The organism is Hyphomicrobium sp. CS1BSMeth3, from assembly GCF_900117415.1.
Lineage (GTDB): Bacteria > Pseudomonadota > Alphaproteobacteria > Rhizobiales > Hyphomicrobiaceae.
Genome location: NZ_FPEI01000006.1, coordinates 1,346,679 through 1,369,046 on the forward strand (window position 1 = coordinate 1,346,679; position 22,368 = coordinate 1,369,046).

The window sequence follows — 22,368 nt, forward strand, 5'->3', positions numbered from 1 at the left end:
TTACGGCGGACTTGTCGGGGCGTTCACGGGACGACGCCGATCGCCTGTCCGATACCGCGCCCGCGCGCTGTTCGCTGCTATCTCCACGGTGCCGGAAAACCCCCTGATGCAAGCGCGCCACGATGACGTTGCGAGAGCGACACGACGATCCGTACAATTACAGGTTGCTTACTGATTTATTACAATCTAAGATTGCATAATCATCACTTCTCACCCGCCCCGCCGTCGCGTCATGCCTGCCCCGCGGAGGCGCCAGACCCGTCGTCGCCAATCTTGACGAGCCCGCCTCCGCTCGTGCACCTGCACGGGGGCCCGGCAGGCGGAGGGACAAAGCTTGGAGACGTTCGACTACATCATCGTCGGCGCCGGTTCGGCCGGCTCGGTGCTCGCCAACCGGCTGAGCGAGGACCAGGGATGCCGCGTCGCCGTGCTCGAGGCCGGCCCCACGGACTGGCATCCCTACATCCATATCCCCGCAGGTTTCATCAAGACCTTCTACGATAAGCGGGTGAATTGGCTCTATGACATGGAGCCGAGCGCGTGGACGGGCGGCCGCCGGATCCTCGCCCCGCGCGGCAAGACGCTCGGCGGCTCGAGCTCGATCAACGGGCACGTCTACAACCGCGGCCAGCGCGGTGACTTCGACACCTGGGCGCAGTACGGCAATCGCGGCTGGGGCTATGCCGATGTACTCCCCTACTTCAAGCGCCTCGAGCGCCGTATCGGCGACGGCGACGACACGTACCGCGGCCGTGATGGCGCGCTGACCGTCACGGACATCGACTACCATCACCCGCTCTGCGAGGCCTTCATTCAGGGCTGTGTGGAGGCCGGAATCCCGCGCAATCCCGACTACAACGGTCGCATCCAGGAAGGCGTCTCCTACGCCCAGCGCACGATCTACAAAGGTCGGCGCATGAGCGCGGCCCGCGCATTCCTGCACCCAGCCATGAAGCGGCCGAACCTCGATGTGCGCACGGGCGTTCATGTGACGAGCATCGACTTCGACGGCCGGCGCGCAACCGGCATCACCTATCGCAAGGGCGGCCGCAACGGCGCTCGCCACACGCTGAAAGCCAGCCGCGAAGTCATCCTGTGCGGCGGCTCGTACAATTCGCCGCAGCTCCTGCAGATTTCCGGCATTGGACCGCCGGAGGTGCTCGGCAGCCTGGGCATCCAAGTGCGCCACGCGCTCGCTGGCGTCGGCGAGAATCTCAAGGATCACTACGCGCCGCGCTTTGCCGCCCGCGTGAAGAACATCGAGACGATCAACGAGCGTACGCGCGGCCTCAAGCTCGCGACCGAGGTCGCCAAATGGGCCTTCCAGCGCAAGGGCATTCTCGCGCTGAGCCCGACGCTCGTTTATGCCTTCTGGCACTCCGGGGAGACGGCCGAGAGCTCCGACGTCCAGCTCACGTTCACGCCGGCGAGCTACATGGAAGGCGTACAGGGCCAGCTCGAGCGCGAGCCGGGTATGACGGTGGCCTCCTGGCAGCAGCGCCCGGAAAGCCGCGGCACGGTTCGCGCGCGCTCCGCCGATCCCTTCGACGCCCCGATCATCAATCCGAACTACCTCGCCGAGGAGATCGACCGTCGCGTTCTGCTCGGCGCCATGAAGCTCGCGCGGCGCCTGCTGCAGAGCCGGCCGCTCGCACCCTACTTCGAGCGCGAGGATTTCCCGGGCCCGAGCGTCCAGAGCGACGACGAACTGCTCGGCGCCGCCAAGGAGCGCGGCACGACGACCTTCCATCCGGCCGGCACGTGCCGCATGGGACCGGCGAATGACCCGCTCGCCGTCGTCGACGACCAGCTCCGCGTCCGCGGCCTCGAAGGCCTGCGCGTCGTCGATGCCTCGATCATGCCGACCATGCTGTCCGCCAACCTCAATGCCGCGACCATGATGCTTGCCGACAAGGCATCCGATCTCATTCGTGGCAAGACAGCGCCGGAAGCGATCGTGGTGGCTTAGGTCGTGGGCTTGGTGGCGCCTTCCGTACCGGGCGCGCGGCGCATGATCTCGCCGAGAAAATCGCGGACCCGCACGGGCGGTGCCTCGATGAACGGCAGTGGACGCGTCACCTCGACGGCAGCCGCGCCGATGCGTGCGGTGAGCGCGCCATTGAACACGCCCTCGCCGAGCCGTCGCGAAACGCGTCTCAGCAGATCCTGCCCGAGGAACTGACCGATCAGATCGTCGGTAAGCGCGATGCTACCGGTCGCAACGATGTGCGTCAGCACCATGCGCGCGAGACGTGCCGTGCCAGCAAATCCAGGACGGCCGCCATAGAGGCCCGCAAGATTACGCAACAGGCGCAGGTTTTCGATCAGTACATAACCGACAGACACAAATGCTGCCGGACTGATTGCCGTGACGACCGTCACGCGCTTAGCCGCCTTGGCAACGAGCCGGCGCGCCTCGCCGTCGAGAACGAGCATGAGGTCTCGATCGGCAAGGCGCATGAGATCGCCTGGATCGCGCACATCGCGCGCGTGCTCATCCAGACGCGCGAGGTGCCAGCGCAGCTCGGCGCGGCCCGCGAGCAGGCGCTTGATCGCCTGAATGGTCTCGCGCTCCTCGGCCACATTGCGCTCGCGCAGTGCCTTCTCCGCGGCGGCCTTGATCTTGCCGAGGCGACGCAGGCGCACGAAGCCGATGAGCTCGCGCAAGATCAGCATGAGAAGGGTGACGAGAATGACGATCGCGAGACCGAACGAGATCCAGCCGATCCAATCCTCGCGCGCGACGGCGACGGAGACGAAGCGCGAGAACCAGACGCCGAAGGCAATACTGGCGAGCGCACCCATGGCCGAGAGGAGCCATGTGCCCCAGCGCACGCCGCGGCCGATGTCACCGAACGTCGGCATCTGCAGGCCGGCCGGCAATGTGGGCTGGGCCGGCGCGCCCTCGCCTGCGGTCTCTGCCTGTGGCGCTGCCGGCTCGATGATCTCGGCCTCGGAAGGCGAGAAAGCGCGCGGGCGGCGAGGATCGGACGTCGCGTTCATGCGAGATGATCTCCGATCAGAAACTCGAGCGCACGATCGAGGCGGACGTGCGGCCATGGCGCGGCGAGACCGGAAGGCGTCTCGGTGATGATCCGCGGCGGCGCGAAGCGCACGACATGCACATCGTGCTTGAAGGTGCCGCCGGCAACCTCGCCAGTCACGACGTCGGGTGATGGCAGATCGCCGGGAAAGACCGCCGCTGAGCGCCGCCCGTCGAACGTCTCCCCGCCGATCTTCTCGCCGGCAAGCGGCGTGCCGATGATGCAGGGAAGGCGCTGGCCATCGCGCATGACCTCGCCTTCCTTGGTCGCGCGAAGGGCGGCAATCGCGAAAGCCTTGATATCGGCGCCGGCACTCGCGGCTCGGGCTTCAGCGCGCGCGGTCAGCGCTCCGAGGATGGCTTCGAGGCGATCGTGATTGGCGCTGTGCAGATGGTCGGCCTTGGTCGCCGCAAAAGCAATGCGGTCAATGCGCGGCGAGAAGAGCTGGCCGAGCCAGCTCGCGCGACCTGGGCGGAAGGCTCCCAGCACAGCGGTGAGCGTCGCTTCGAGATCAGCAATGCCTTCAGGGCCGCTGTTGAGTGCGGAAAGCACATCGACGAGCACGATCTGGCGATCGAGGCGACTGAAATGATCGCGGAAGAAGGGTCGCACGACATGCGTCTTGTAGGACTCGAAGCGACGCTCGAGCATCTGCGCAAGACCGCTGCGCTTCTCGCCATCGAGCGGGAGCGGGAAGAAGGTCAGCAGCGGCGAGCCTTCGAGATCGCCGGGGAGCAGAAAGCGGCCCGGCCCTGTAATGGAGAGCGTCGGATCGGCGGCGCGTGCGGCGAGCAGATAGTCCGTGAAGAGGCGTGCGCCGCGGATCGCAACCTGCTCGTCCTGCGGCGCGCCGCGGTCCAGCGCGCGCACGAAAGATAGAAATGCCGCGGCTGGCGCTGAACGCCGCGGCGCAGAGGCCAGCGCCAGCGCTTCTGCAGACCAAGCCGCATAGCTTTGCGCCATGAGAGGCAGGTCGATCAGCCACTCGCCAGGATAGTCGACGATGTCGAGGTGCAGGCGGTTCGGCAGGAGCGCGCGGCGCATGGCACTCGCCGACGCATACTCCATGGTCACGCGAAGCTGGCTGATGCGGCGCGTGCTCTCCGGCCACTGCGGCGGATCGCGCGAGAGCGCGGCCAGATGCTCCTCGTAGGCAAAGCGCGGCACGCTGTCGTCAGGCTGCGGCTCGAGATAGGCGCGCACGAGCCGCTGCTCGCTCGCGACCGAGAAGAACGGGAGCCGCCCGCCGAGCGTCAGATTGCGCACGAGCGCGGCGATGAAAACCGTCTTGCCCGAGCGCGCGAGCCCCGTCACGCCGAGCCGCACGGTCGGCGTCACGAGATCGGCGAGATAGCCCGAGGCCTCACGGAGCGCCGCGCCGGTCGCCTGAGTGACGGAAGAAAGGGGCAAGAGGCGTCCTTGTTCTGCTGCCACGCGGACCGCATAGCCCGCGTGCGCAGAGAATAGATCGGCCCGCGCCCTGAAAGGTCAAGGGCGACCGATCGCGCCGACCGGAGTTGCAGAGGCGTCCGTCAACCGGCCTTGTCGGCCTTGGAGCCCTTCGCGCGCAGCCGCGCGGCGACCTCCGCCGGCAGACCGCGCTCGACCAGTTCGTCGAGCACCTCCCGCTGATGCTCGCCAATGCGCGGACCAGCGTGCTTGATGCGTCCGGGTGTGCGCAGCATCCGCGGGAACACGTTCTGCATCTTGAGCGGACCGAGATCGGCATCCTGAACGGTCGTGATGCTCTCGCGCGCGAGGTACTGGGGATCCTCGAAGATCTGGGCAATGTCGTAGACGGGCCCGATCGCGGCCTCCGCCTTCTCGAAGGCATCGAGCACCTCCGTGAGCGTGTGCCTGGCAATCCAGCCGCCGACAATGGCGTCCACCTCATCGACGTGCCGAATACGATCGGCATTCGTGCGGAAGCGCGGATCGTCAGCCGTTCCGGGACCGCCAGTCAGCTCGAGCACACGCCGCGTGATGCTCGGCGAAGCAGCCGAAAGCGAGACCCAGCGCCCGTCTTTGGTCATGTAGGCATTGCGCGGCACATTGTTGGCCGAGCGGTTCCCCAAGCGCTGCTGGATGAGGCCGAGTTGGTCGTACGTGGAGGCCTGGCCACCGAGCAGCGAAAAGAGCGGCTCGTAGAGCGAGAGGTCGATGACCTGGCCCTTGCCGCTGCCCTGCACGTCGCGCTCGTAGATCGCGAACATGATCGAGAAGGCACCGTGGTAGGCTGCGACGCCATCGGCAAGGCCAAAGGGCGGCAAAGTCGGAGGCCCATTCGCCTCGCCCGTGATGTGGGCAAAACCCGAGAAAGCTTCCGCGATGGTGCCGAAGCCCGCGCGATGCTTGTAGGGACCCGTCTGGCCGAAGCCCGTAACGCGCAGCATGACGAGGCGCGGATTGAGCTCCGAGAGCACATCCCAGCCGAGGCCCCAGCGCTCGAGCGTGCCCGTGCGGAAGTTCTCGATGAGAACGTCCGCGTCCTTGATCATGGCGAGGAAGGCCGCCTTGCCGTCGTCCTCATGCAGGTCGAGCACGATAGCGCGCTTGTTGCGCCCGGTGACCTTGAACCAGAGGCCGTGGCCGTCCTTCAACTTGCTCATTTTGCGGAGTGGATCGCCGTCCGGGTGCTCGATCTTGATGACGTCGGCGCCGAAATCGGCGAGCACCATGGCCGTCAGCGGTCCCGCGAACACGGTCGCGCAGTCGATCACCTTGAGGCCGGCGAGGGGGCCCTCGCGCTCCGTGTCATGCTTCATCTTTTCGTGCCTTTCCGAGCTGCGAGCGCCTTCACCTTGCGCTCGCGCATGAACGTGTAGAGACCTGCCGCCACGACGACGACCGTGCCGATGAGTGCGGGGGCATCGGGCCATTCTCCCCACAAGAGGATGCCGGCGAGGACTGCCCAGATTATCACCGAGTAGCGGAACGGCGCGACCACGGCTACCTCGCCGTAGCGCATCGCGTGCACCATGAAGTAGTAGCCGCAGAGCAGGAAGACCGCCGAGCCGAACAGCAGCAGAAGGCTTTTTGGAGCCGGGACGATCCATGTCTCGACGAGCGCGAAGCCGGCCGCTGACATCGTCACGGTGATCGAGGAGATGGTCACCAGGAGGATGGCCGGAACCTGAAGGCCGATGCGGCGCGTCGACAGATCGCGCAGGACGGAGAAGGCGACGCCGCCCAGCGCGAACAGCGACCAGGCATTGAACGCGTCGCTGCCGGGCCGGATGACGATCATGACGCCGATGAAACCCACGAATGCCGCGAGCCAGCGCCGCCAGCCCACCGGCTCGGCCAGGAACAGCGCAGCGCCGGCCGTGATCGCGAGGGGCGTCAACTGCAGGATCGCGGTCGCCGTCGCGATCGGCATGTGAAAGAGCGCGAACAGGAAGAAGAACGTCGCGCCGATCTCGCCGATGTTGCGCAGCGTCAGAATGCGCCCCTGGCCGCGCAGCGGCGCGAAGTTGAAGGCGCCGAAGGCCAGACAAACCGAAAGCGAAACCAGGATCGCCATCACGCCGCGCATGAAGATGGCCTGTCCGCCCGGAAGACCGGCGGCCGCAAGCTTGATCAGCGCATCGTTGAACGTGAAGCTCGCCTGGCCGATGAGCATGGCGGCGATGGCGCGCAGGTTCGACGCCGCGTGGTGGTCGCCGGGGGCACTCATGACGACTTCCGTGCCTCGCCGAGCCGCGCCCGCATGAGCCGGCGCTCATGAGCGAGCATGGCCAGGCCCGCTGCGACCACGACGAGGATGCCGAAGACGGCGAGCAGGTTCGGCGTCTCGCCCCAGAGCAAAATACCGATGAGCAACGCCCAGAGCATGGTGCCATAGCGGAAGGGCGCCACGGCCGAAATTTCACCGAGGCGCATGGCCTGGACCATGCAATAGAAGCCGCCGGCGACGAACACGCCGCTTGCGACGACGAGCAGCGCCGCGTGCCCCGACGGCCATGGCCAAGGCGCCAAGGGCAAGAGCGCGAAACCACCGACCGCGACACCGGCCGCCGAAGCCGTTCCGACGAGCAGCGTCGGGACGCTGCGATCGATGCGTGTCGTCGCGAGATCGCGCAGCGACATGCAGAGCATGGCGGCGACCGCGAGCAGCGACCACCACGTGAACCCGCTCGTCCCCGGCTGCAGCACGAGCAGCACGCCGACGAGACCGACAGCACCGGCAAGCCAACGCTGCCAGCCGACGCGCTCGGCAAATAGCCAGGCCGCCACAACCGTCGTGACAAGCGGAATGAACTGGAGGATCGCGGCCGCATTGGCAAAGGGCATGCGCAAGATGGCCGCGATGAAAAGCAGCGCCGCGCCGACCTCGCCGAGCACGCGCAAGCCCATAGCGGGCGTCAGAATGGCAGGATGCCAGCGAAGGGCCGACTGCGTCCACGCGGCAAAGCCGAGCAAGGCACAACCGACGATACTGCGCCCGGCAACGACCTGCCCGAGCGGCAACTCGGCGGACGCGATCCTCAGGCAAGCATCCGAGCAGATGAGGAAGAAGCCGGCGCCGATGACGGCCGCAATCGCCAGCAGATTGTTGCGCGGCGCAGCGTGCGCGAGAGCAGGCGCACGGATGCTCCCCTCGGACGGACCGCTCCCCACGTCGCAACCTCCCTCACCAGCCTTGCGGCCGGCCTTTCATGTTTCCGGATCGCACTCGTCCGGATTGCCACGTCACTTCTGCCGTCAGGATTGCCGCGCTGCCAGCCGGCGTAGCTTCTGCTCCCGATAGAAGGTGTAGAGGCCGGCAAGGACGACGATCGCGATCCCGAGAAAGGTCAGTGCATCGGGGAGATGCCCGAAGACGACCACGCTCGAGACGATCGAGAACAGAATGATCGTATAGCGGAAAGGCACGACCGCCGACACCTCGCCCGTGCGCATGGCTATGATGACGCCGAGCTGGCCGAGCAGGCTGAACATCGCCGCGCCGGAAAGCTTGAGCATGAGTGCCTGATCGGGCCACTGCCAGTTCGAGAATGGCGCGACCGCGAGAGCAGCGACGGTTACGGCGCCCGCCGACAGCGTCATGATCAGGATGGCCGGAACGCGGCGGTTGATGCCTCGGGTCGAGAGATCGCGCAACGTCGTGCAGCAGACCGAGGCGATCCCCACCAATGCCCACCAACTGAACGTGGACCCGCCTGGCCGGACGATGATCAGGATGCCAAGGAGGCCGACGGCCGTCGCGGTCCAGCGTCGCCAGCCGACGCGCTCAGCGAGAAAGATGGCGGAGGCTGCCGTCAGCATCATGGGGCTCAGTTGCCCGATGGCCGTGAGGTCGGCGTAAGGCAAGCGGGCGAGCGCGCTTTGGAAGAGCCATCCGCTGCTGACGTCGCCGACAATGCGCCCGCCCATGGCACGCTCGAAGACGTGGCGGAGTTCTCGAAGCGCGCCGGTGAAGAACGCCACGCTCAGCGAGACGACGAAGATGACGGCCCCGCGGATGAAAAGAAGCTCACTGGTCGGCACGCTCGTCGACGCGAGCTTCATGAGCGTGTCGCCGCAGGCAAAAGAGCCCATGGCGAGCGACATCGCCACGATGGCCCTGAGGTTGGCTGCTGCAACCGTCGCCCCGCCGTCGTCCACAGCCGGACGCAGACTGCGCCCCTCGGGCTCGTTCACCCCCTCGGCCTCCCCAGCCGCATTCCTTGGCGCCGCCAGTCCCAGCTACCACCCAGTCTCAGAAAAACGGGGGTTCGGGGGTGTCCCCCGAGCGGGGTGAAGGGGCGGCAGCCCCTCTCGTGCCGGAGGCACGAACTGCTTGTCTTAGCCCCCAGTCACGCTCATGTGCCGCTGGACGGCCGGGCGCTTGCTGCGCCGATCGATCACGAAGTCGTGACCTTTAGGCTTGCGTGAGATGGCCTCGTCGATCGCGGTTTGCAGGAGCGCATCGTCGGATGAGGCCCGGAGCGGTGTCCTCAGGTCGGCCGCATCCTCCTGGCCGAGGCACATGTAGAGCGTACCCGTGCAGGTAAGGCGCACACGATTGCAGCTCTCGCAGAAGTTGTGGGTCATCGGCGTGATGAAGCCTAGCCGGCCACCCGTCTCCTGCACCTCAACATAGCGGGCCGGCCCGCCGGTCCGATAGGGAATGTCGCGCAGGGTGAAGGTATCCATCAGCCGGGCGCGAACGATCGAAAGCGGCAGGTACTGATCCGTGCGATCGCCGTCGATGTCACCGAGCGGCATGGTCTCGATCAAGGTCAGGTCGGCGCCGCGGCCATGGGCGAAGCGCACGAGATTTGCGATTTCGTGCTCGTTGACGTCCTTGAGCGCCACGGCATTGATCTTGACCTGGAGCCCCGCCTTCTCCGCCGCCTCGATGCCCTGCATGACATTGGCGAAATCGCCCCAGCGGGTGATCCGGCGGAATGTTTCGGGATCGAGCGTATCGAGCGAAACGTTAATGCGACGGACGCCGCAATCGGCCAGCGCCTGAGCATATTTCGGAAGCTGACTGCCGTTGGTGGTCAGTGTCAGCTCCTCGAGGGCCCCGCTCTTGAGATGGCGCGAGAGAGCTTCGAACAGCCAGAGGATATTCTTGCGTACAAGCGGCTCACCGCCCGTGATGCGGAGCTTGCGCACGCCACGGTCCACGAAGGCCGAGCACAGGCGATCGAGCTCCTCGAGCGTCAGAAGATCCCGCTTGGGCAGGAACGTCATGTGCTCGGACATACAGTACACGCATCTGAAGTCGCAGCGGTCTGTCACGGACACGCGAAGGTAGCTGACGTGGCGCCCGAAGGGGTCGATCAGTTCGCCCGCCGGCATGTGCAGCGCTTGGTCGGTAGCCATTGCAGTTCCTGAGCCCGCACTGGCGGGCCTTGTGTTGCAGACGCCGCCATACAGCCGGCGCCCGATCTGCCCGAATACTTAGCACATATAGTGTACGTGCACGAGCCGCCGAACCTTGCGTAGACGGAGCGTCGCGGATTAACCGATGCTTATGCTCTCGCCCCTATTCTCTACTCATTCATTCATGAGTGAGAGGGCGTGTCCGCGATGCTGAACGCGGTTATCGGAGCAGGTCAGGGCAGTTCCCTCATGGGATCCTACGCCATCAGCCTCAGCGAGGCTGTGCTGCGTCAGCGCACCCGGGAGGCAGAGCGGGCGGCCAAACTCGAAGCCCAGCTCGCGAACAAGATCAAGTCCGAGTTCATTGCGAACATGAGCCACGAGTTGCGCACCCCGCTCAACTCCGTGCTCGGCTTCTCGAAGCTGCTCACCGAGCACGAGCATCGCAAGCTCACCGATGAAGACATCGTCGAGTACGCGCGTCTCGTCCAGGACGCGGCAACGCACCTCCTCACGGTCATCAACAACATCCTCGACATTTCGAAGCTGCACAGCGGCAGCTTCATGCTCGATCCTGCCGAGGTCCAGGTTGCCGATGCGCTCGACGACTGTCTCATGAGCTTCGGGAAATCGATCAGCGACCACGGGCTGAACCTCGTCTGCAACATCGCCTCGAACCTGCCGATCATCCAGGGTGACGAGCAGAAGCTCCGCCAGACGTTCTCCAATCTCGTCGGCAACGCGATCAAGTTCACGCCGCCCGGCGGCAGCATCAACGTCGAAGCGGCAAACGCGCCCAACGGCGACATCGTGGTCACGATCCGCGACACGGGCGTCGGCATGAGCGAGGAAGAAATCCGCATCGCGCTTGCCCCATTCGGCCAGGCCGATGCCAGCCGTACGCGCTGGCGGGAAGGCTCCGGCCTCGGCCTGCCGATCGCAAAGGCCCTCGTAGACCTTCATGGCGGCACGATCGAAATCCGAAGCACCAAGGGCCAAGGAACAGAGGTGACCGTCAAGCTGCCGACTGTCCCACTCGAGCTTTCCACCTACTGACGCCGACACGACCACACCGCGACCGAACCGACACCACTGCACGAGCCGAGGCAAATCCGATGGCGCTGATGTCCCCCACCACCGAACAGACCGCACCTGCCGCGGACGTCTCCATCGGCCGCATCGTCTCGGTTACCGGTGCAAAGGCGATCGTCCTCCTGGACAACGACGGACGCGGACCGCGCGAGACGGCGAGCCGCCCCGACATGGGCACGCTGCTCGCGATCGAAACGAGCGAAACGATCGTGCTCGCGATCATCTCCGCCCTCAGCGTGCCGGTACCGGCACAGCGCGAGAGCGACAGCGAGATCTGGATTGCCGAGCTCGGCCTCGTCGGCGAGCTCCGGCTCGGCAGCGGCGGCTCTCCCGGATATTTCAATCGCGGCGTCACGATCTATCCCGGTCTCGGCGACCGCGTGCGCGTCGCCTCGAAGATGGAACTCAATCAGGCCTTCTGCGGCGATATCGAGCGCTCCGTCCGTGTCGGCTGCCTGCGCCAGGACAACACCATTCCGGCAATGGTCCGGGTCGACGACCTGCTCGGCAAGCACTTCGCCGTGCTCGGCACCACGGGCACCGGCAAGTCCTGCACGACCGCGCTGCTGCTGCGCTCCATTCTCGAAAAGAATCCGCAGGCGCACATCGTGCTGCTCGATCCGCACAACGAGTACGCGACGGCATTCCCCGAGTGGGGCGAGGTCATCTCGCCGCGCAATATGCAGCTCCCGTTCTGGCTCCTCACGTTCGACGAGCTCATCGAGGTGCTGATCGGCGACCCCGCCGAAAGGAAGCAGGAGATCGAAATTCTCCAGGAGCTGATCCCGGTCGCCAAGGGTCGCTATAGCGCCGGACGCAGCAAAGAGAGCCAGGGCGTGCGCACGCGCGACTCGGGCCGCTTCACCGTCGACACGCCCGTTCCCTATCGCCTCTCGGACCTCACCTCGCTCATCGACGAGCGCATGGGCAAGCTCGAGAACAAGCGCGATATTGCGCCCTACCGCAATCTCAAGACCCGCATCGAGACGCTGTCGCTCGATCCGCGCTACGCCTTCATGTTCGGCTCGCTCACCGTCTATGACGGCATGGCGCAGATCCTCGGTCGCATCTTCCGCGTCCCGGTCGAGGGCAAGCCGATCACCATCCTCGAGCTGACGGGCCTGCCGACGGAGATCGTCAACGTCGTCGTGTCGGTGCTCTGCCGCATGACCTTCGACTTCGCGCTCTGGGGCGAGGGCAAGGTGCCGGTCACCATCGTGTGCGAGGAGGCGCACCGCTACGTGCCCGCCAACCCCGCGCTCGGCTTCGAGCCCTGCAAGCGCGCGATCGCCAAGATCGCCAAGGAAGGCCGCAAGTACGGCGCATCGCTCGCCATCGTGACCCAGCGCCCGGCCGAGATCGATCCGACGATCCTCTCCCAGTGCAATACCGTCTTCGCGCTGCGCATGTCGAACGATCGCGACCAGGAGATCGTCAAGTCGGCCATCTCCGACACGGGCTCGGGCCTCCTCGAGTTCCTCTCCGCGCTCGGCCAGCGCGAGGCCATCGCTTTCGGCGACGGCGTGACGCTGCCGGTCCGCATCCGCTTCGACGACCTGCCGAAGCACGCCATGCCGAGAAGCTCCTCGGCCATGTTCACGACCATGTGGCAGCAGCCGAGCACCGATACGGGCTTCCTGGAGCAGATCGTCGAGAAGTGGCGCCTCTCGGTCAGCGGATCGGCGGCGACCGAGACCAGCCAGACGGCCCTCTTCGCCGATGCCATGGGTCTGACGAATTCCGCCGAGCCCGCGCAAGCGCCACGCCCGGCAGCGCCTGCGACCCCAGCAGACCCCGCAGCGCGACGCTATCCGACGCCGGCGGGAGCAGAGGGCGCGAGCCAGCGGCCGCGCGTTCCCGAGCCGGCGGGCTACAGCCAGGCGGCTCCGGCCGGCGCATCGCCGCAGCAGCCTGCGCAGGCGTCGAACGCGCTCAGGAACCTTCGCGATCGGCTGAACCGCAGCGGGCGGTGAGCTTTCCGGCACGCGCCGCACTGAGATCGTGACAAGCTGAACGCCCACGGATTATGAACAAGTAGTGCTGCGTGTGATTCTGCCGTCGCGCAATCCACCAGGGTGGCCACTGCAACGTGGCCTGCCCGAATTGTGCGTCGTGTAGCGGCGTGCGTGTCTTTGCCCTCTGCTCCGGACGGTCCAACCGACCGGCATTCCGGGGCGAGCTGCAGTGCACGCCGGACAACGCTGCAGGACGTGCGAGCGGCTCCGCTGCTCGGGTCCGTGGCTCGGGCTCGCGAGAGGAACTTCTCGAGAGCTTATGAGCCGTAGTGAACAGACTGTTCTGCGTTCCAGGATGCGTCGGTCATCGAGCCGGTCGAGCGATTGAGCACCGTTCCTCCGTTCTCATGTCTGTATCCACACACCCGACGGAAAGGCTGGAGCAGCCGCTTGCTCCAGCCTTTCTGCTTTTTGCAATCCGCTCGCCGCCCCCCGAAGCTCGAATCGCGCTTCCGCGGCCACACCTTCCTGCTGATCGTCCGAGCCTACTCGCGCCCTCGTCGCTGGGCTGCTAGACAGTCCACCTGAGCGACCGGCCGCCCGAGGCGCCGCGCGGCGGCGGCCGAGGCGGGAGGCCGAAATCAGGGGAATAGCGGCATGCTCGGATACATCATCCTCATCATTCTTCAGATGGGCGGCGCCTGGGTCATTGCGCCTCACATCAAACGCTACCTTCCCGCCATCCCGCAGTTCGGCGGCTACAACGTCGAGATCTTCGTCTGGGCGGTACTTTTCGCCATCATCGTCTTCGTGATCGGCTTCGTCGGATCGATCGTCCTCAAGGGTGTCCGCACGCCCGGCCCCGGGACGCTGACGGTATCGCTCATCGTGGCGCTCATATTCGCTGCGCTGACGTTCGTTCCGCCGATCACCCAGGCCGTGGCTCAGATCGTTCCGCGCCTCGAGATCCTCCTCTGGCCCTTGATCGGTGCCGCGATCGGCTATTTCATCAAGCGCTGAGCGGCGCTCAGAACGCGTACGGATCGACCCCTTTCTGGTAAATTGCGGAATGCGGGCCCGCCCCGCGTGCCGGGCGGTGCCTTTTCGCTTGCAACAGGGGCGCTTTAGCCGCTAGGCGTTCGGGCCATCGAATTCCATCATTCGAACCGAACCCGGAAAGCCCAGTCTCGACGAGGGGAACACCCATGCGCGTCTATTACGATCGTGATGCCGACATCAACCTGATCAAGAGCAAGAAGGTCGCCATCATCGGCTACGGCAGCCAGGGCCATGCCCACACGCTCAACCTCCGCGACTCCGGCGTCAAGAACGTGGCCGTAGGCCTTCGCAAGGGCTCGGCGAGCGCGAAGAAGGCCGAGGCCGAGAAGCTCAAGGTGATGGAAGTCGCCGAGGCCGCCAAGTGGGCCGACATCATCATGATGCTGACGCCCGACGAGCTCCAGGCCGACATCTACCGCGAGCACCTGCACAAGAACATGAAGGACGGCGCCGCGATCATGTTCGCGCACGGCCTCAACGTGCACTTCAACCTCATCGAGGCGCGCGATGACCTCGACGTCGGCATGGTGGCGCCGAAAGGCCCCGGCCACACCGTGCGCTCGGAGTACCTGCGCGGCGGCGGCGTGCCCTGCCTCATTGCCATCGACAAGGACCGCAGCGGTAACGCACACGACCTCTTCCTCTCGTACGCTTCGGCGATCGGCGGCGGCAAGGCCGGCATCATCGAGACGACCTTCAAGGAGGAATGCGAGACCGATCTCTTCGGCGAGCAGGCCGTGCTCTGCGGCGGCCTCGTCGAGCTGATCCGCGCCGGTTTCGAGACGCTGGTCGAGGCGGGTTACGCGCCGGAGATGGCCTACTTCGAGTGCCTCCACGAAGTGAAGCTGATCGTCGACCTCATCTACGAGGGCGGCATCGCGAACATGAACTATTCGATCTCCAACACTGCGGAGTGGGGCGAGTACATGAGCGGTCCGCGCGTGATCACGGCCGAAACGAAGGCCGAGATGAAGCGCATTCTCGCCGACATCCAGAAGGGCAAGTTCACGTCCGAATGGATGCAGGAATGCAAGGCCGGGCAGGCTCGCTTCAAAGGCACCCGTCGCTTGAACGACGCTCATCAGATCGAGGAAGTGGGCGCCAAGCTGCGTGCCATGATGCCCTGGATCAAGGCCGGCGCGCTCGTCGACAAGAGCAAGAACTAAAAGCTTGCCATCCCCTCTCCCCGCTTGCGGGGAGAGGGCTAGGGTGAGGGGCGGCGGCATACGCCGACGTTGCGCAAGCTCCCGCCCCTCATCCCGACCTTCTCCCCGTAAGCACGGGGAGAAGGGGAAGTGGGTGCCCCACGCTGACGCTGTCCGTATGGCGGACGCGGGCATGGCACTACCGCAGAAGGCGATAGCACCTCTTCCCAGCAGCCCGCGGCAACAAAAGAATCAGGCCGCCACGTGCCCGGGCACGTCCGACACGAAACCCTTGAAGTTCTCGAGACCGCGCGGGACGGGGCCGCCATAGGCCCAGTCGAGGAGCTCGACCGTGTGCACGATCGGCAGGTGCGTGCCGAGGCCGATCTGAGTGATGCAGCCGAGATTGCCTGCCGCAACAATATCCGGTCGCACGCTCTCGATATTGGCGACCTTGCGCGTGCGCAGCTCGCCGGCAAGCTCGGGCTGGAGAATGTTGTAGACGCCCGCCGAGCCGCAGCAGATGTGCCCCTCCGGCGGCTCGAGCACCGTGAAGCCCGCCTTCTTCAGCAGCGTCTTCGGCTCGCTCGTGATGCGCTGGCCGTGCTGCATGGAGCAGGCGGAATGATAGGCGACGCGCAGGCTCGACCAGCGATGCGGCGCGCCGAGATCGAAGCGGGTCAGGAACTCGGTGATGTCGAGGGCGAGCGCGGCAAGCTTGGCCGCTTTCTCGGCATACTCCGGCTCGTGGCGCAGGAGGTGGCCGTAGTCCTTGACGGTGGTCCCACAGCCCGAGGCATTGATGATGATCGCGTCGATGGGCTCGCGCTCCGTCACCTTCCACCAGGCATCGACGTTTTTCTTGGCCTGCGCGACGGCCTCGCTCTCGCGGCCCATATGATGGACGAGCGCGCCGCAGCAGCCGGCGCCCGCCGGCACGATGACATCGACGCCATTGCGCGCGAGCAGACGGATGGTCGCGTCGTTGATCTCGGGCCGGAGAACCTGCTGCGCGCATCCGGCCAGCAGCAGCACGCGCTTCATGCGCTTGTCGCTCGTCACGGCGGTGCCAGGGCCCCTGAAACGCCCCTCCGGTACGCGCTCGCGCGGCGCCAGCGCCAGCATGGCAGCAAGCTCCGGGAAGCCCGCACGCTTCATCAATCCAGCAAAGGGGCGGCCGAGCGGCGCCAGTGCGAGCACCTTGCGGAAGCGCTCGGGATAGGGGATCAGGCGCGCGAGCAGCCCGCGCACGAAGCGTTCTTTTGCCGTGCGCTTGCCGGTTTCCTCGATATGTGAGCGCGCCAGGTCGACGAGGTGCATGTAGTCGACGCCGCCGGGGCAGGTCGTCATGCAGGAGAGACAGGACAGGCAGCGGTCGACGTGGAACTGCACCTCGGGGCTCGCGTCGCGGTCGCGCTCGAACATGTCCTTCATGAGGTAGATGCGCCCGCGCGGGGAATCGCGCTCATCCCCGAGCAGGACATAGGTCGAGCAGGTCGCTGTGCAGAGACCGCAGTGCACGCAGCGCTTGAGGATGCTGTCCGCTTCCGCAAGGCGCGGGTCCTGGAGCTGCTCCGGTGTGAAATTGGTTTGCATCGGGATCTGCGTCTACAGGTTGGCGAGCAGGCGCCCGCGATTGAGAATGTCGGCTGGATCGAAGACCGCCTTGATGCCGCGCGTGATCGCATCGAGATCGGGCTCGAGCGGCTGAAAGACGTCGATGCCGGCTCGCACCGCCGGCGCCGCACGAACAAGCGTGGCATGACCGCCGTGGCTCGCGATCACACGGCGGACATCGCCGGCGCCGGCATCGGCCGTATCGAGCACCTCGGCCCAAATGAGCCCGCCCGACCAGTCATAGAAGGCGCGACATTCCATGTAGCGCGCAATGGCGGCGACGACAGTGGGACCCGAACGCGGCGCCGTCGAAATACGCCAGAGCGGCGCGGCATTGCCCTGCAAGACCGAGAGCTGGCGAAGCTCCTTCCAGAAGGCCAGCGAGCTGGCATCATCGAGCTCGTGGATCTCGCCGAATGCGCGGAGCGCTTCCTTGAGACGGTCGAGGCGGTAGCGCAGCGAGCTCTCGAAAGTCTCGATGCGCACAGCGGTGACGGCCTTCTGCGTGGCAGCGAGCCCCGCGTGCTTCAGCCGTGCGGCGAGCGGCGCCTGCAGATGGATCGCACCCGAAACCTCGAAGGGCGTGCCGAGTGCGGCACAAAGCGCCTCGATGGCCGAGGTATCATCGAGGCCGAGGAAGATGAGCGTGCCCGTGCGCTCGGGCCGCGGCAGCACTTTGAAGATAACGCTCGTCATAACTGCGAGCGTGCCCCAGCTCCCGCACACGGCGCGGCAGAGGTCATAGCCCGTGACGTTCTTCATGACGCGTCCGCCACCGCGGAAAGCCTGCCCCGCGCCGGTGATCGCTTCGATGCCGAGCAGGTGATCGCGTGCGCCACCCGACATGACGCGACGGCTGCCCGAGAGGTTCGTCGCAAAGACCGCGCCGATCGTGCCGCTGCCCGCCGCGCCGCCGAGCACGGGCCCGAGATCGATCGGCTCGAATGCGAGCATCTGGCCCTTGACGGCGAGGCGCTCCTCGATATCGGCGAGCGGCGTGCCGGCGCGGGCCCCCATGACGAGCTCGGTCGGCTCATAGAGCGTGACACCGCGCAGCGAGGCCGTCGTGATGGCGAGGCCCGCATTGACCGGACGCCCGATATTGCGCTTCGTGCCGGCACCGAGCACTTCGACGGGCATCTCGGCGCGCACCGCATCTATGATCAGACGCTGAAGCTCGCGCTCACTCCCAGGGCGGGCGCTCTTCACGGCTAGTGTCCCGCTTCCGAAGTTCGCCGGTATCCGATGCTAGTGTCCCAAGCGAACTTCGGAAGCAGAAGGGACACTAGAATCACAATCTCGCTAGTGTGATTCAGATCGAGAAATTCGCTCGATACCGTGCCGCGACATGTGGCGAATTTCTCGATCATCACACTAGTGCTCCCAGGCCTGATGCTCGATCTCGCGCCCTTCGAGCGGAAAGACCTTGTGCGGGTTGAGCAGCCACTGCGGGTCGAACACGGTCTTGATGCGCATCTGCAGAGCAAGCTCACCGGACGTGAACTGGCTCGGCATGAGGTCGCGCTTCTCGACGCCGACGCCATGCTCGCCGGTGAGACAGCCGCCGACCTCAACGCACAGCTTCAGGATGTCGGCACCAGCCTGCTCCGCGCGGCGAAGCTGATCGGCGTCATTGGCATTGAACAGGATCAGCGGATGCAGGTTGCCGTCGCCGGCATGGAAGATGTTCGCGACCTTGAGGCCATGTCCCGTGCAGATCTCGCCAATACGGACCAGCACCTCCGGCAGTCGTCCGAGCGGGATCGTGCCGTCCATGCAGAAATAATCGGAGATGCGGCCGAGCGCGCCGAAGGCCGACTTGCGCCCGCGCCAGATGGCGGCGCTTTCCTCCGCGCTTTGGCTGACGCGCACGCCCCTTGGCTTGAAGGGCTTGGCGATGTCGACGATGCGCGCGAGCAGCGTCGAGATCTCCTCCTCCGAGCCCTCGACCTCGACGATGAGCAGGGCCTCGACGTCAAGGGGATAGCCCGCCTTGGCAAAGGCCTCGCAGACGTGGATCGCCGGCTTGTCCATGAACTCGATGGCGACGGGAATGATGCCCGACGCAATGATCGCCGAGACGCAGCGCCCGGCGATCTCGCTCGAGTCGAAGCCGAGCAGCATGGGACGCGCCGCTTCGGCCGCGCGCAGGATGCGGACCGTCGCCTCGGTCACGATGCCGAATTGCCCCTCCGAGCCTATGATCAATCCGAGCAGGTCATAGCCGGAGGCGTCCAGATGCGCGCCGCCGATCTCGACGACGCGGCCGTCGACGAGCACCATCTTGATGCCGAGCACGTTGTTGGTCGTGACGCCGTATTTGAGGCAGTGGGCGCCGCCCGAGTTCATGGCGATGTTGCCGGCGAGCGTGCAGGCGAGCTGGCTCGAGGGATCGGGCGCATAGAAGAAGCCGTGCGGTTGCACAGCCCCGGAAATGCCGAGGTTGGTGATGCCGGTCTCGACGCGCGCCGTGCGGTTCTCGAGATCGACATCGAGGACGCGGTTCATGCGCGAGACGCCGATCACGATTGCATCCTCCGCCGGCAGAGCACCGCCGCAGAGCGACGTGCCGGCTCCTCGCGGGATGACCGTGATGCCGTTCTCATGGGCGTACTTGAGCACGCGCGAGACCTCCTCGGTCGAGCGCGGCAGCACGACGGCGAGGGGCATGCAACGATATGCCGACAGACCATCGGTCTCGAAAGCGCGCCGGCCGTCCTCGTCAGCGATGACGCCGCCGGGTGCGACGAGGCGCGCCAAATCCTTGGCGATCGCATCGCGGCGGGAGACGACCGCACGGTCGGGCGGGGGCAATACATTCACCAGCATCGGAACCTTTGCCTTTCGGCCGGAGGCAGGCGGCGCACCAGGAGCGAACTCCAATCGAAGCGGGACGCACGCCGAGGTAGCAGGATTCGAGCGGCCCCATCATAGCACTGGCAGCGGCTATCCCCGCAACGCGCCCGCGCAGGCAGCAGGTCCGCTCTGCAAACTACCGGCGGCAGTATGCCAGCAAAAGCTGCCAGCATCGGCGCCAGGCACGTAAACGTAAGACCGGGAACGTCTGTCTGCGCTGATTTTCAATGCTGGGGAACAATACTCATCCTGGCGGGTTACCTTCGACGACACACTTTGGTCATTGCCGGCCTCAATGAACTCTCTTCTGTGTGGAGAGCATTTTTCTGGCTCGGACGCGCGTTTGAGGGAACAACGCTGTGACAGCCATCACCGACCTCGAAATTTTTGCTCGGGTTGCGCGTACCGGCAACATGTCGGCGGCCGGGCGGGAGATGGGCCTGTCGCCGGCCGTCGTTTCGAAGCGCGTGAGCCTGCTCGAGGAGCGGCTCGGAACCCGCCTCTTCCAGCGCACGACCCGCCAGCTCACCTTGACCGAGACCGGCGAGGGCTACTTCAAGCGCGTCGTCGACATCCTGAGCCTCATCGCGGAGGCCGAGGATTTCGTCAGCCGGCGCAACACCAAGCCGCGCGGCGTGCTCAAGGTCACGGCGCCCACCGCCTTCAGCCGGCTTCACATCGCGCCGTACCTGCCGCAGTTCCTCGCCAAGTACCCCGAGATCGAGCTCGACTTCCATCTGACCGACAGCTTCGTCGACATCATTCGCGAAGGCTTCGATCTTGCCGTGCGGATCGGCGAGCTCCGCGACAGCTCTCTCGTCCAGCGCAAGCTCGCGAGCGATCATCGCGTCATCTGCGCCGCGCCGAAGTACATCGAGACCTACGGCGCACCGTCGAGCCTCGCCGATCTCGATTTTCACAACTGCCTCTCGGCCGGCGCTCAGGACCACTGGCGCCTGCAGGGACCGGACGGCGAGCATCATCTCAAGGTCAAAGGAAACATCCGCTCGAACTCGCTCGAGTTCGTGCGCGAGGCCTTGCTCGCGGGCCTTGGCATCGGGCTGCGCTCCACGTGGGATATCGGGCCGGAGCTCGAAAGCGGTGCCCTCAAGGTGCTGCTGCCGCAGTACTGCGGCTCGGACAGCGTGGCGATCCACGCGGTATACCCGTGCCGCGACTTCATGCCCGAGAAGGTGAATGTCTTCATCGAATTCCTGAGCGAGACGTATGGCCCCGAGCCCTACTGGAATCAGCGGCTGGATCTCCAGAAGTTGTTGAAGTCCGGCCGGACGATTGATGCCGCGGCGAAGAAGGACTCCGCATCTGAGTCGCCCCGCCCAAAGCGCAAGTCCACCCCCGCAGTTGCACCCACCTGACGGCCACGCCTGACGCCTTCAATTCATCAGTGCAACATTTGGTCGCGCGAACGGCACGGGCGATCCTCTTCTTTGGCGTATAAGATGCGGTCAGTCGCACGCATCAAGGCCGCGATGACGGCCGCCATGGGAGTGAAAGATGAATCGGGCCGTACTGTTCTCCGCCATCGCCGCGACCGTTTTTCTCGGCACGACTTTGGTCTCGGCTCAGGATGTTGAGAACGGTGCCGACATCTTCAAGCGCTGCCGCGCCTGCCATGACGTCGGCGACAATGCGAAGAACAAAGTCGGGCCGATCCTCAATGGGATCGTCGGGCGCAAGGCGGGCACCATCGAGGGCTTCAAGTACTCCGATGCCAACCTCAAGGCCGGCGCGGACGGCTGGGTGTGGACCGAGGAGAAGATGATGGAGTACCTCCTCAATCCGCGCGCCGCGATGCCCGGCAACAAGATGGCTTTCGCAGGCCTCAAGGACGAGCAGGATCGCAAGGATCTGATCGCCTACCTCAAGCAGTTCTCGAAGTAGCCGCGCGCCTTCAGCGCCGCCGCGCGCTGGAGCAAAGCCAGCGCATTGCGCCATGTCGGCACCTCGACGAGATGATCGTCGACATGCGCGCGATCGAGGCCCTGGCGGCGCGCTTCATCGAATGCCGCGACAATGCGCTCAGCCAACGCAATCTCCGCATCGCTCGGCGTGAAGGCGGCATTGACGAGCGCCGCGTGCGCTGGAGCCACAAGCGACTTCGCGGTCATGCCGAGCGCCTTGGCACCCGCACAGCTCGCGCGGAGCCCGTCCTCATCGGCGTAGGTGTAGGGATAATCGATCGAGAGCACGCCCGCGGCAACGCACGCTGCATGGAAGTAGGCGCGCGCGAACGCGATCTCGCCGCCTTCCTTGGTGCGCGGTGCGCCAAGATCGGCCGTCAGATCCTCGCTTGCCAGAAGGCAGGCCACCACGCGCTCGTCGGCCCGGGCAATGGCACGCGTCTCGAAGAGGGCTCCTGCGCTTTCGATATTGGGGACCAAACGCGTGCTGCCTTCAGCGAGGCCATAGTGCCGCTCGTGCGCCGTCACAGCAGCGGCGAGGTCCACGATATCAGCGGGTCCGCGCACCTTGGGCAGCATGATGATCTCGGGCGCGCCCGCCATCACCGCGGCCAGGTCCGCGGCCCCATCACCGGCAAGCGGATTGACGCGCACGGCTGACACCGAACCTGCTGCACGCCACGCCGCGAGCAGGCCCGGCGCAGCGGCACGCGCTGCGGGCCGCGCTTCCGGCGGGGTGAAATCCTCGAGCTCCAGGATGACGACATCGGCGACGCTCTCTCGCGCGGTGCCTTCGTGCGCATTTGGTCCGCCAACGAAGAGCCAGGACCGGAGCAGCGGGATCGTGCTCTCGATCATGGCG

The 22,368-nt window shown here is 65.7% G+C and carries 18 protein-coding genes; 7 read left to right on the forward strand and 11 right to left on the reverse strand.

Features of this window, described 5'->3' with window-relative positions:
- The first annotated feature begins 334 nt into the window (after nucleotides 1-334).
- Complete coding sequence (locus CS1BSM3_RS21370; RefSeq protein ID WP_072390644.1) at nucleotides 335-1,969, forward strand: GMC family oxidoreductase; 1,635 nt, start codon at nucleotides 335-337, stop codon at nucleotides 1,967-1,969.
- Here CS1BSM3_RS21370 and CS1BSM3_RS21375 read toward each other — a convergent pair.
- The 7 genes from CS1BSM3_RS21375 to moaA form a co-directional block, all read right to left on the reverse strand.
- Nucleotides 1,966-3,003: a YcjF family protein gene (locus CS1BSM3_RS21375; RefSeq protein WP_072390647.1), complete on the reverse strand. Its 1,038-nt coding sequence runs from the start codon at nucleotides 3,001-3,003 to the stop codon at nucleotides 1,966-1,968. The genes CS1BSM3_RS21370 and CS1BSM3_RS21375 overlap by 4 nt on opposite strands.
- Nucleotides 3,000-4,454 (reverse strand): YcjX family GTP-binding protein, encoded by a 1,455-nt coding sequence (locus tag CS1BSM3_RS21380; RefSeq protein ID WP_072390650.1) that lies wholly within the window; start codon nucleotides 4,452-4,454, stop codon nucleotides 3,000-3,002. Before CS1BSM3_RS21380 ends, CS1BSM3_RS21375 begins: the two co-directional genes overlap by 4 nt.
- A gap of 122 nt (nucleotides 4,455-4,576) precedes the next feature.
- Nucleotides 4,577-5,809 (reverse strand): CaiB/BaiF CoA transferase family protein, encoded by a 1,233-nt coding sequence (locus tag CS1BSM3_RS21385; RefSeq protein ID WP_072390653.1) that lies wholly within the window; start codon nucleotides 5,807-5,809, stop codon nucleotides 4,577-4,579.
- Entirely contained in the window at nucleotides 5,806-6,720 is a 915-nt protein-coding gene (locus CS1BSM3_RS21390) for a DMT family transporter (protein WP_072390656.1), read from the reverse strand. The genes CS1BSM3_RS21385 and CS1BSM3_RS21390 overlap by 4 nt, the downstream gene beginning before the upstream one ends.
- A complete protein-coding gene (locus CS1BSM3_RS21395; protein WP_083528792.1) occupies nucleotides 6,717-7,664 on the reverse strand; it encodes a DMT family transporter in 948 nt (315 codons plus the stop codon). The genes CS1BSM3_RS21390 and CS1BSM3_RS21395 overlap by 4 nt, the downstream gene beginning before the upstream one ends.
- An 84-nt stretch (nucleotides 7,665-7,748) precedes the next feature.
- Nucleotides 7,749-8,687 (reverse strand): DMT family transporter, encoded by a 939-nt coding sequence (locus tag CS1BSM3_RS21400; protein ID WP_083528793.1) that lies wholly within the window; start codon nucleotides 8,685-8,687, stop codon nucleotides 7,749-7,751.
- A 144-nt stretch (nucleotides 8,688-8,831) separates the two neighbouring features.
- Complete coding sequence (moaA, locus tag CS1BSM3_RS21405) at nucleotides 8,832-9,860, reverse strand: GTP 3',8-cyclase MoaA (protein WP_072390658.1); 1,029 nt, start codon at nucleotides 9,858-9,860, stop codon at nucleotides 8,832-8,834.
- 249 nt (nucleotides 9,861-10,109) lie between these two features.
- Here moaA and CS1BSM3_RS21410 point away from each other — a divergent pair, with 249 nt between their 5' ends.
- From CS1BSM3_RS21410 to ilvC, 4 genes are all read left to right on the forward strand, one after another.
- The gene (locus CS1BSM3_RS21410) at nucleotides 10,110-10,916 is read left to right on the forward strand and encodes a sensor histidine kinase (protein ID WP_072390661.1); all 807 of its coding nucleotides are present in this window, start codon (nucleotides 10,110-10,112) and stop codon (nucleotides 10,914-10,916) included.
- A gap of 59 nt (nucleotides 10,917-10,975) precedes the next feature.
- Entirely contained in the window at nucleotides 10,976-12,925 is a 1,950-nt protein-coding gene (locus CS1BSM3_RS21415) for an ATP-binding protein (RefSeq protein WP_244540583.1), read from the forward strand.
- Nucleotides 12,926-13,564: 639 nt separating this feature from the next.
- The gene (locus tag CS1BSM3_RS21420) at nucleotides 13,565-13,927 is read left to right on the forward strand and encodes a hypothetical protein (protein ID WP_072390663.1); all 363 of its coding nucleotides are present in this window, start codon (nucleotides 13,565-13,567) and stop codon (nucleotides 13,925-13,927) included.
- 185 nt (nucleotides 13,928-14,112) lie between these two features.
- Nucleotides 14,113-15,132 carry a ketol-acid reductoisomerase gene (gene ilvC / locus CS1BSM3_RS21425; RefSeq protein WP_072390666.1) on the forward strand — a complete coding sequence of 340 codons (1,020 nt, stop codon included), beginning with the start codon at nucleotides 14,113-14,115 and terminating at the stop codon, nucleotides 15,130-15,132.
- 231 nt (nucleotides 15,133-15,363) lie between these two features.
- Here ilvC and glcF read toward each other — a convergent pair whose 3' ends face one another.
- From glcF to CS1BSM3_RS21440, 3 genes are all read right to left on the reverse strand, one after another.
- Entirely contained in the window at nucleotides 15,364-16,707 is a 1,344-nt protein-coding gene (gene glcF / locus CS1BSM3_RS21430) for a glycolate oxidase subunit GlcF (RefSeq protein WP_072390669.1), read from the reverse strand.
- A 12-nt stretch (nucleotides 16,708-16,719) separates the two neighbouring features.
- Nucleotides 16,720-17,937, reverse strand: coding sequence for an FAD-binding protein (locus tag CS1BSM3_RS21435; RefSeq protein ID WP_072390672.1), 1,218 nt, complete (start codon nucleotides 17,935-17,937; stop codon nucleotides 16,720-16,722).
- Nucleotides 17,938-18,102: 165 nt separating this feature from the next.
- The gene (locus CS1BSM3_RS21440; protein ID WP_072390674.1) at nucleotides 18,103-19,557 is read right to left on the reverse strand and encodes an FAD-binding oxidoreductase; all 1,455 of its coding nucleotides are present in this window, start codon (nucleotides 19,555-19,557) and stop codon (nucleotides 18,103-18,105) included.
- A gap of 386 nt (nucleotides 19,558-19,943) precedes the next feature.
- Between CS1BSM3_RS21440 and CS1BSM3_RS21445 the strand changes: the two genes are divergently transcribed.
- Both CS1BSM3_RS21445 and CS1BSM3_RS21450 read left to right on the forward strand, forming a co-directional pair.
- Nucleotides 19,944-20,960, forward strand: coding sequence for a LysR family transcriptional regulator (locus CS1BSM3_RS21445; RefSeq protein ID WP_072390677.1), 1,017 nt, complete (start codon nucleotides 19,944-19,946; stop codon nucleotides 20,958-20,960).
- Nucleotides 20,961-21,099: 139 nt separating this feature from the next.
- The gene (locus CS1BSM3_RS21450; protein ID WP_072390680.1) at nucleotides 21,100-21,486 is read left to right on the forward strand and encodes a c-type cytochrome; all 387 of its coding nucleotides are present in this window, start codon (nucleotides 21,100-21,102) and stop codon (nucleotides 21,484-21,486) included.
- On the opposite strand, the gene CS1BSM3_RS21455 is transcribed toward CS1BSM3_RS21450, so the two are convergent.
- Nucleotides 21,462-22,364, reverse strand: coding sequence for an HpcH/HpaI aldolase/citrate lyase family protein (locus CS1BSM3_RS21455; protein ID WP_072390683.1), 903 nt, complete (start codon nucleotides 22,362-22,364; stop codon nucleotides 21,462-21,464). The genes CS1BSM3_RS21450 and CS1BSM3_RS21455 overlap by 25 nt on opposite strands.
- Between the last annotated feature and the right edge of the window lie 4 nt (nucleotides 22,365-22,368).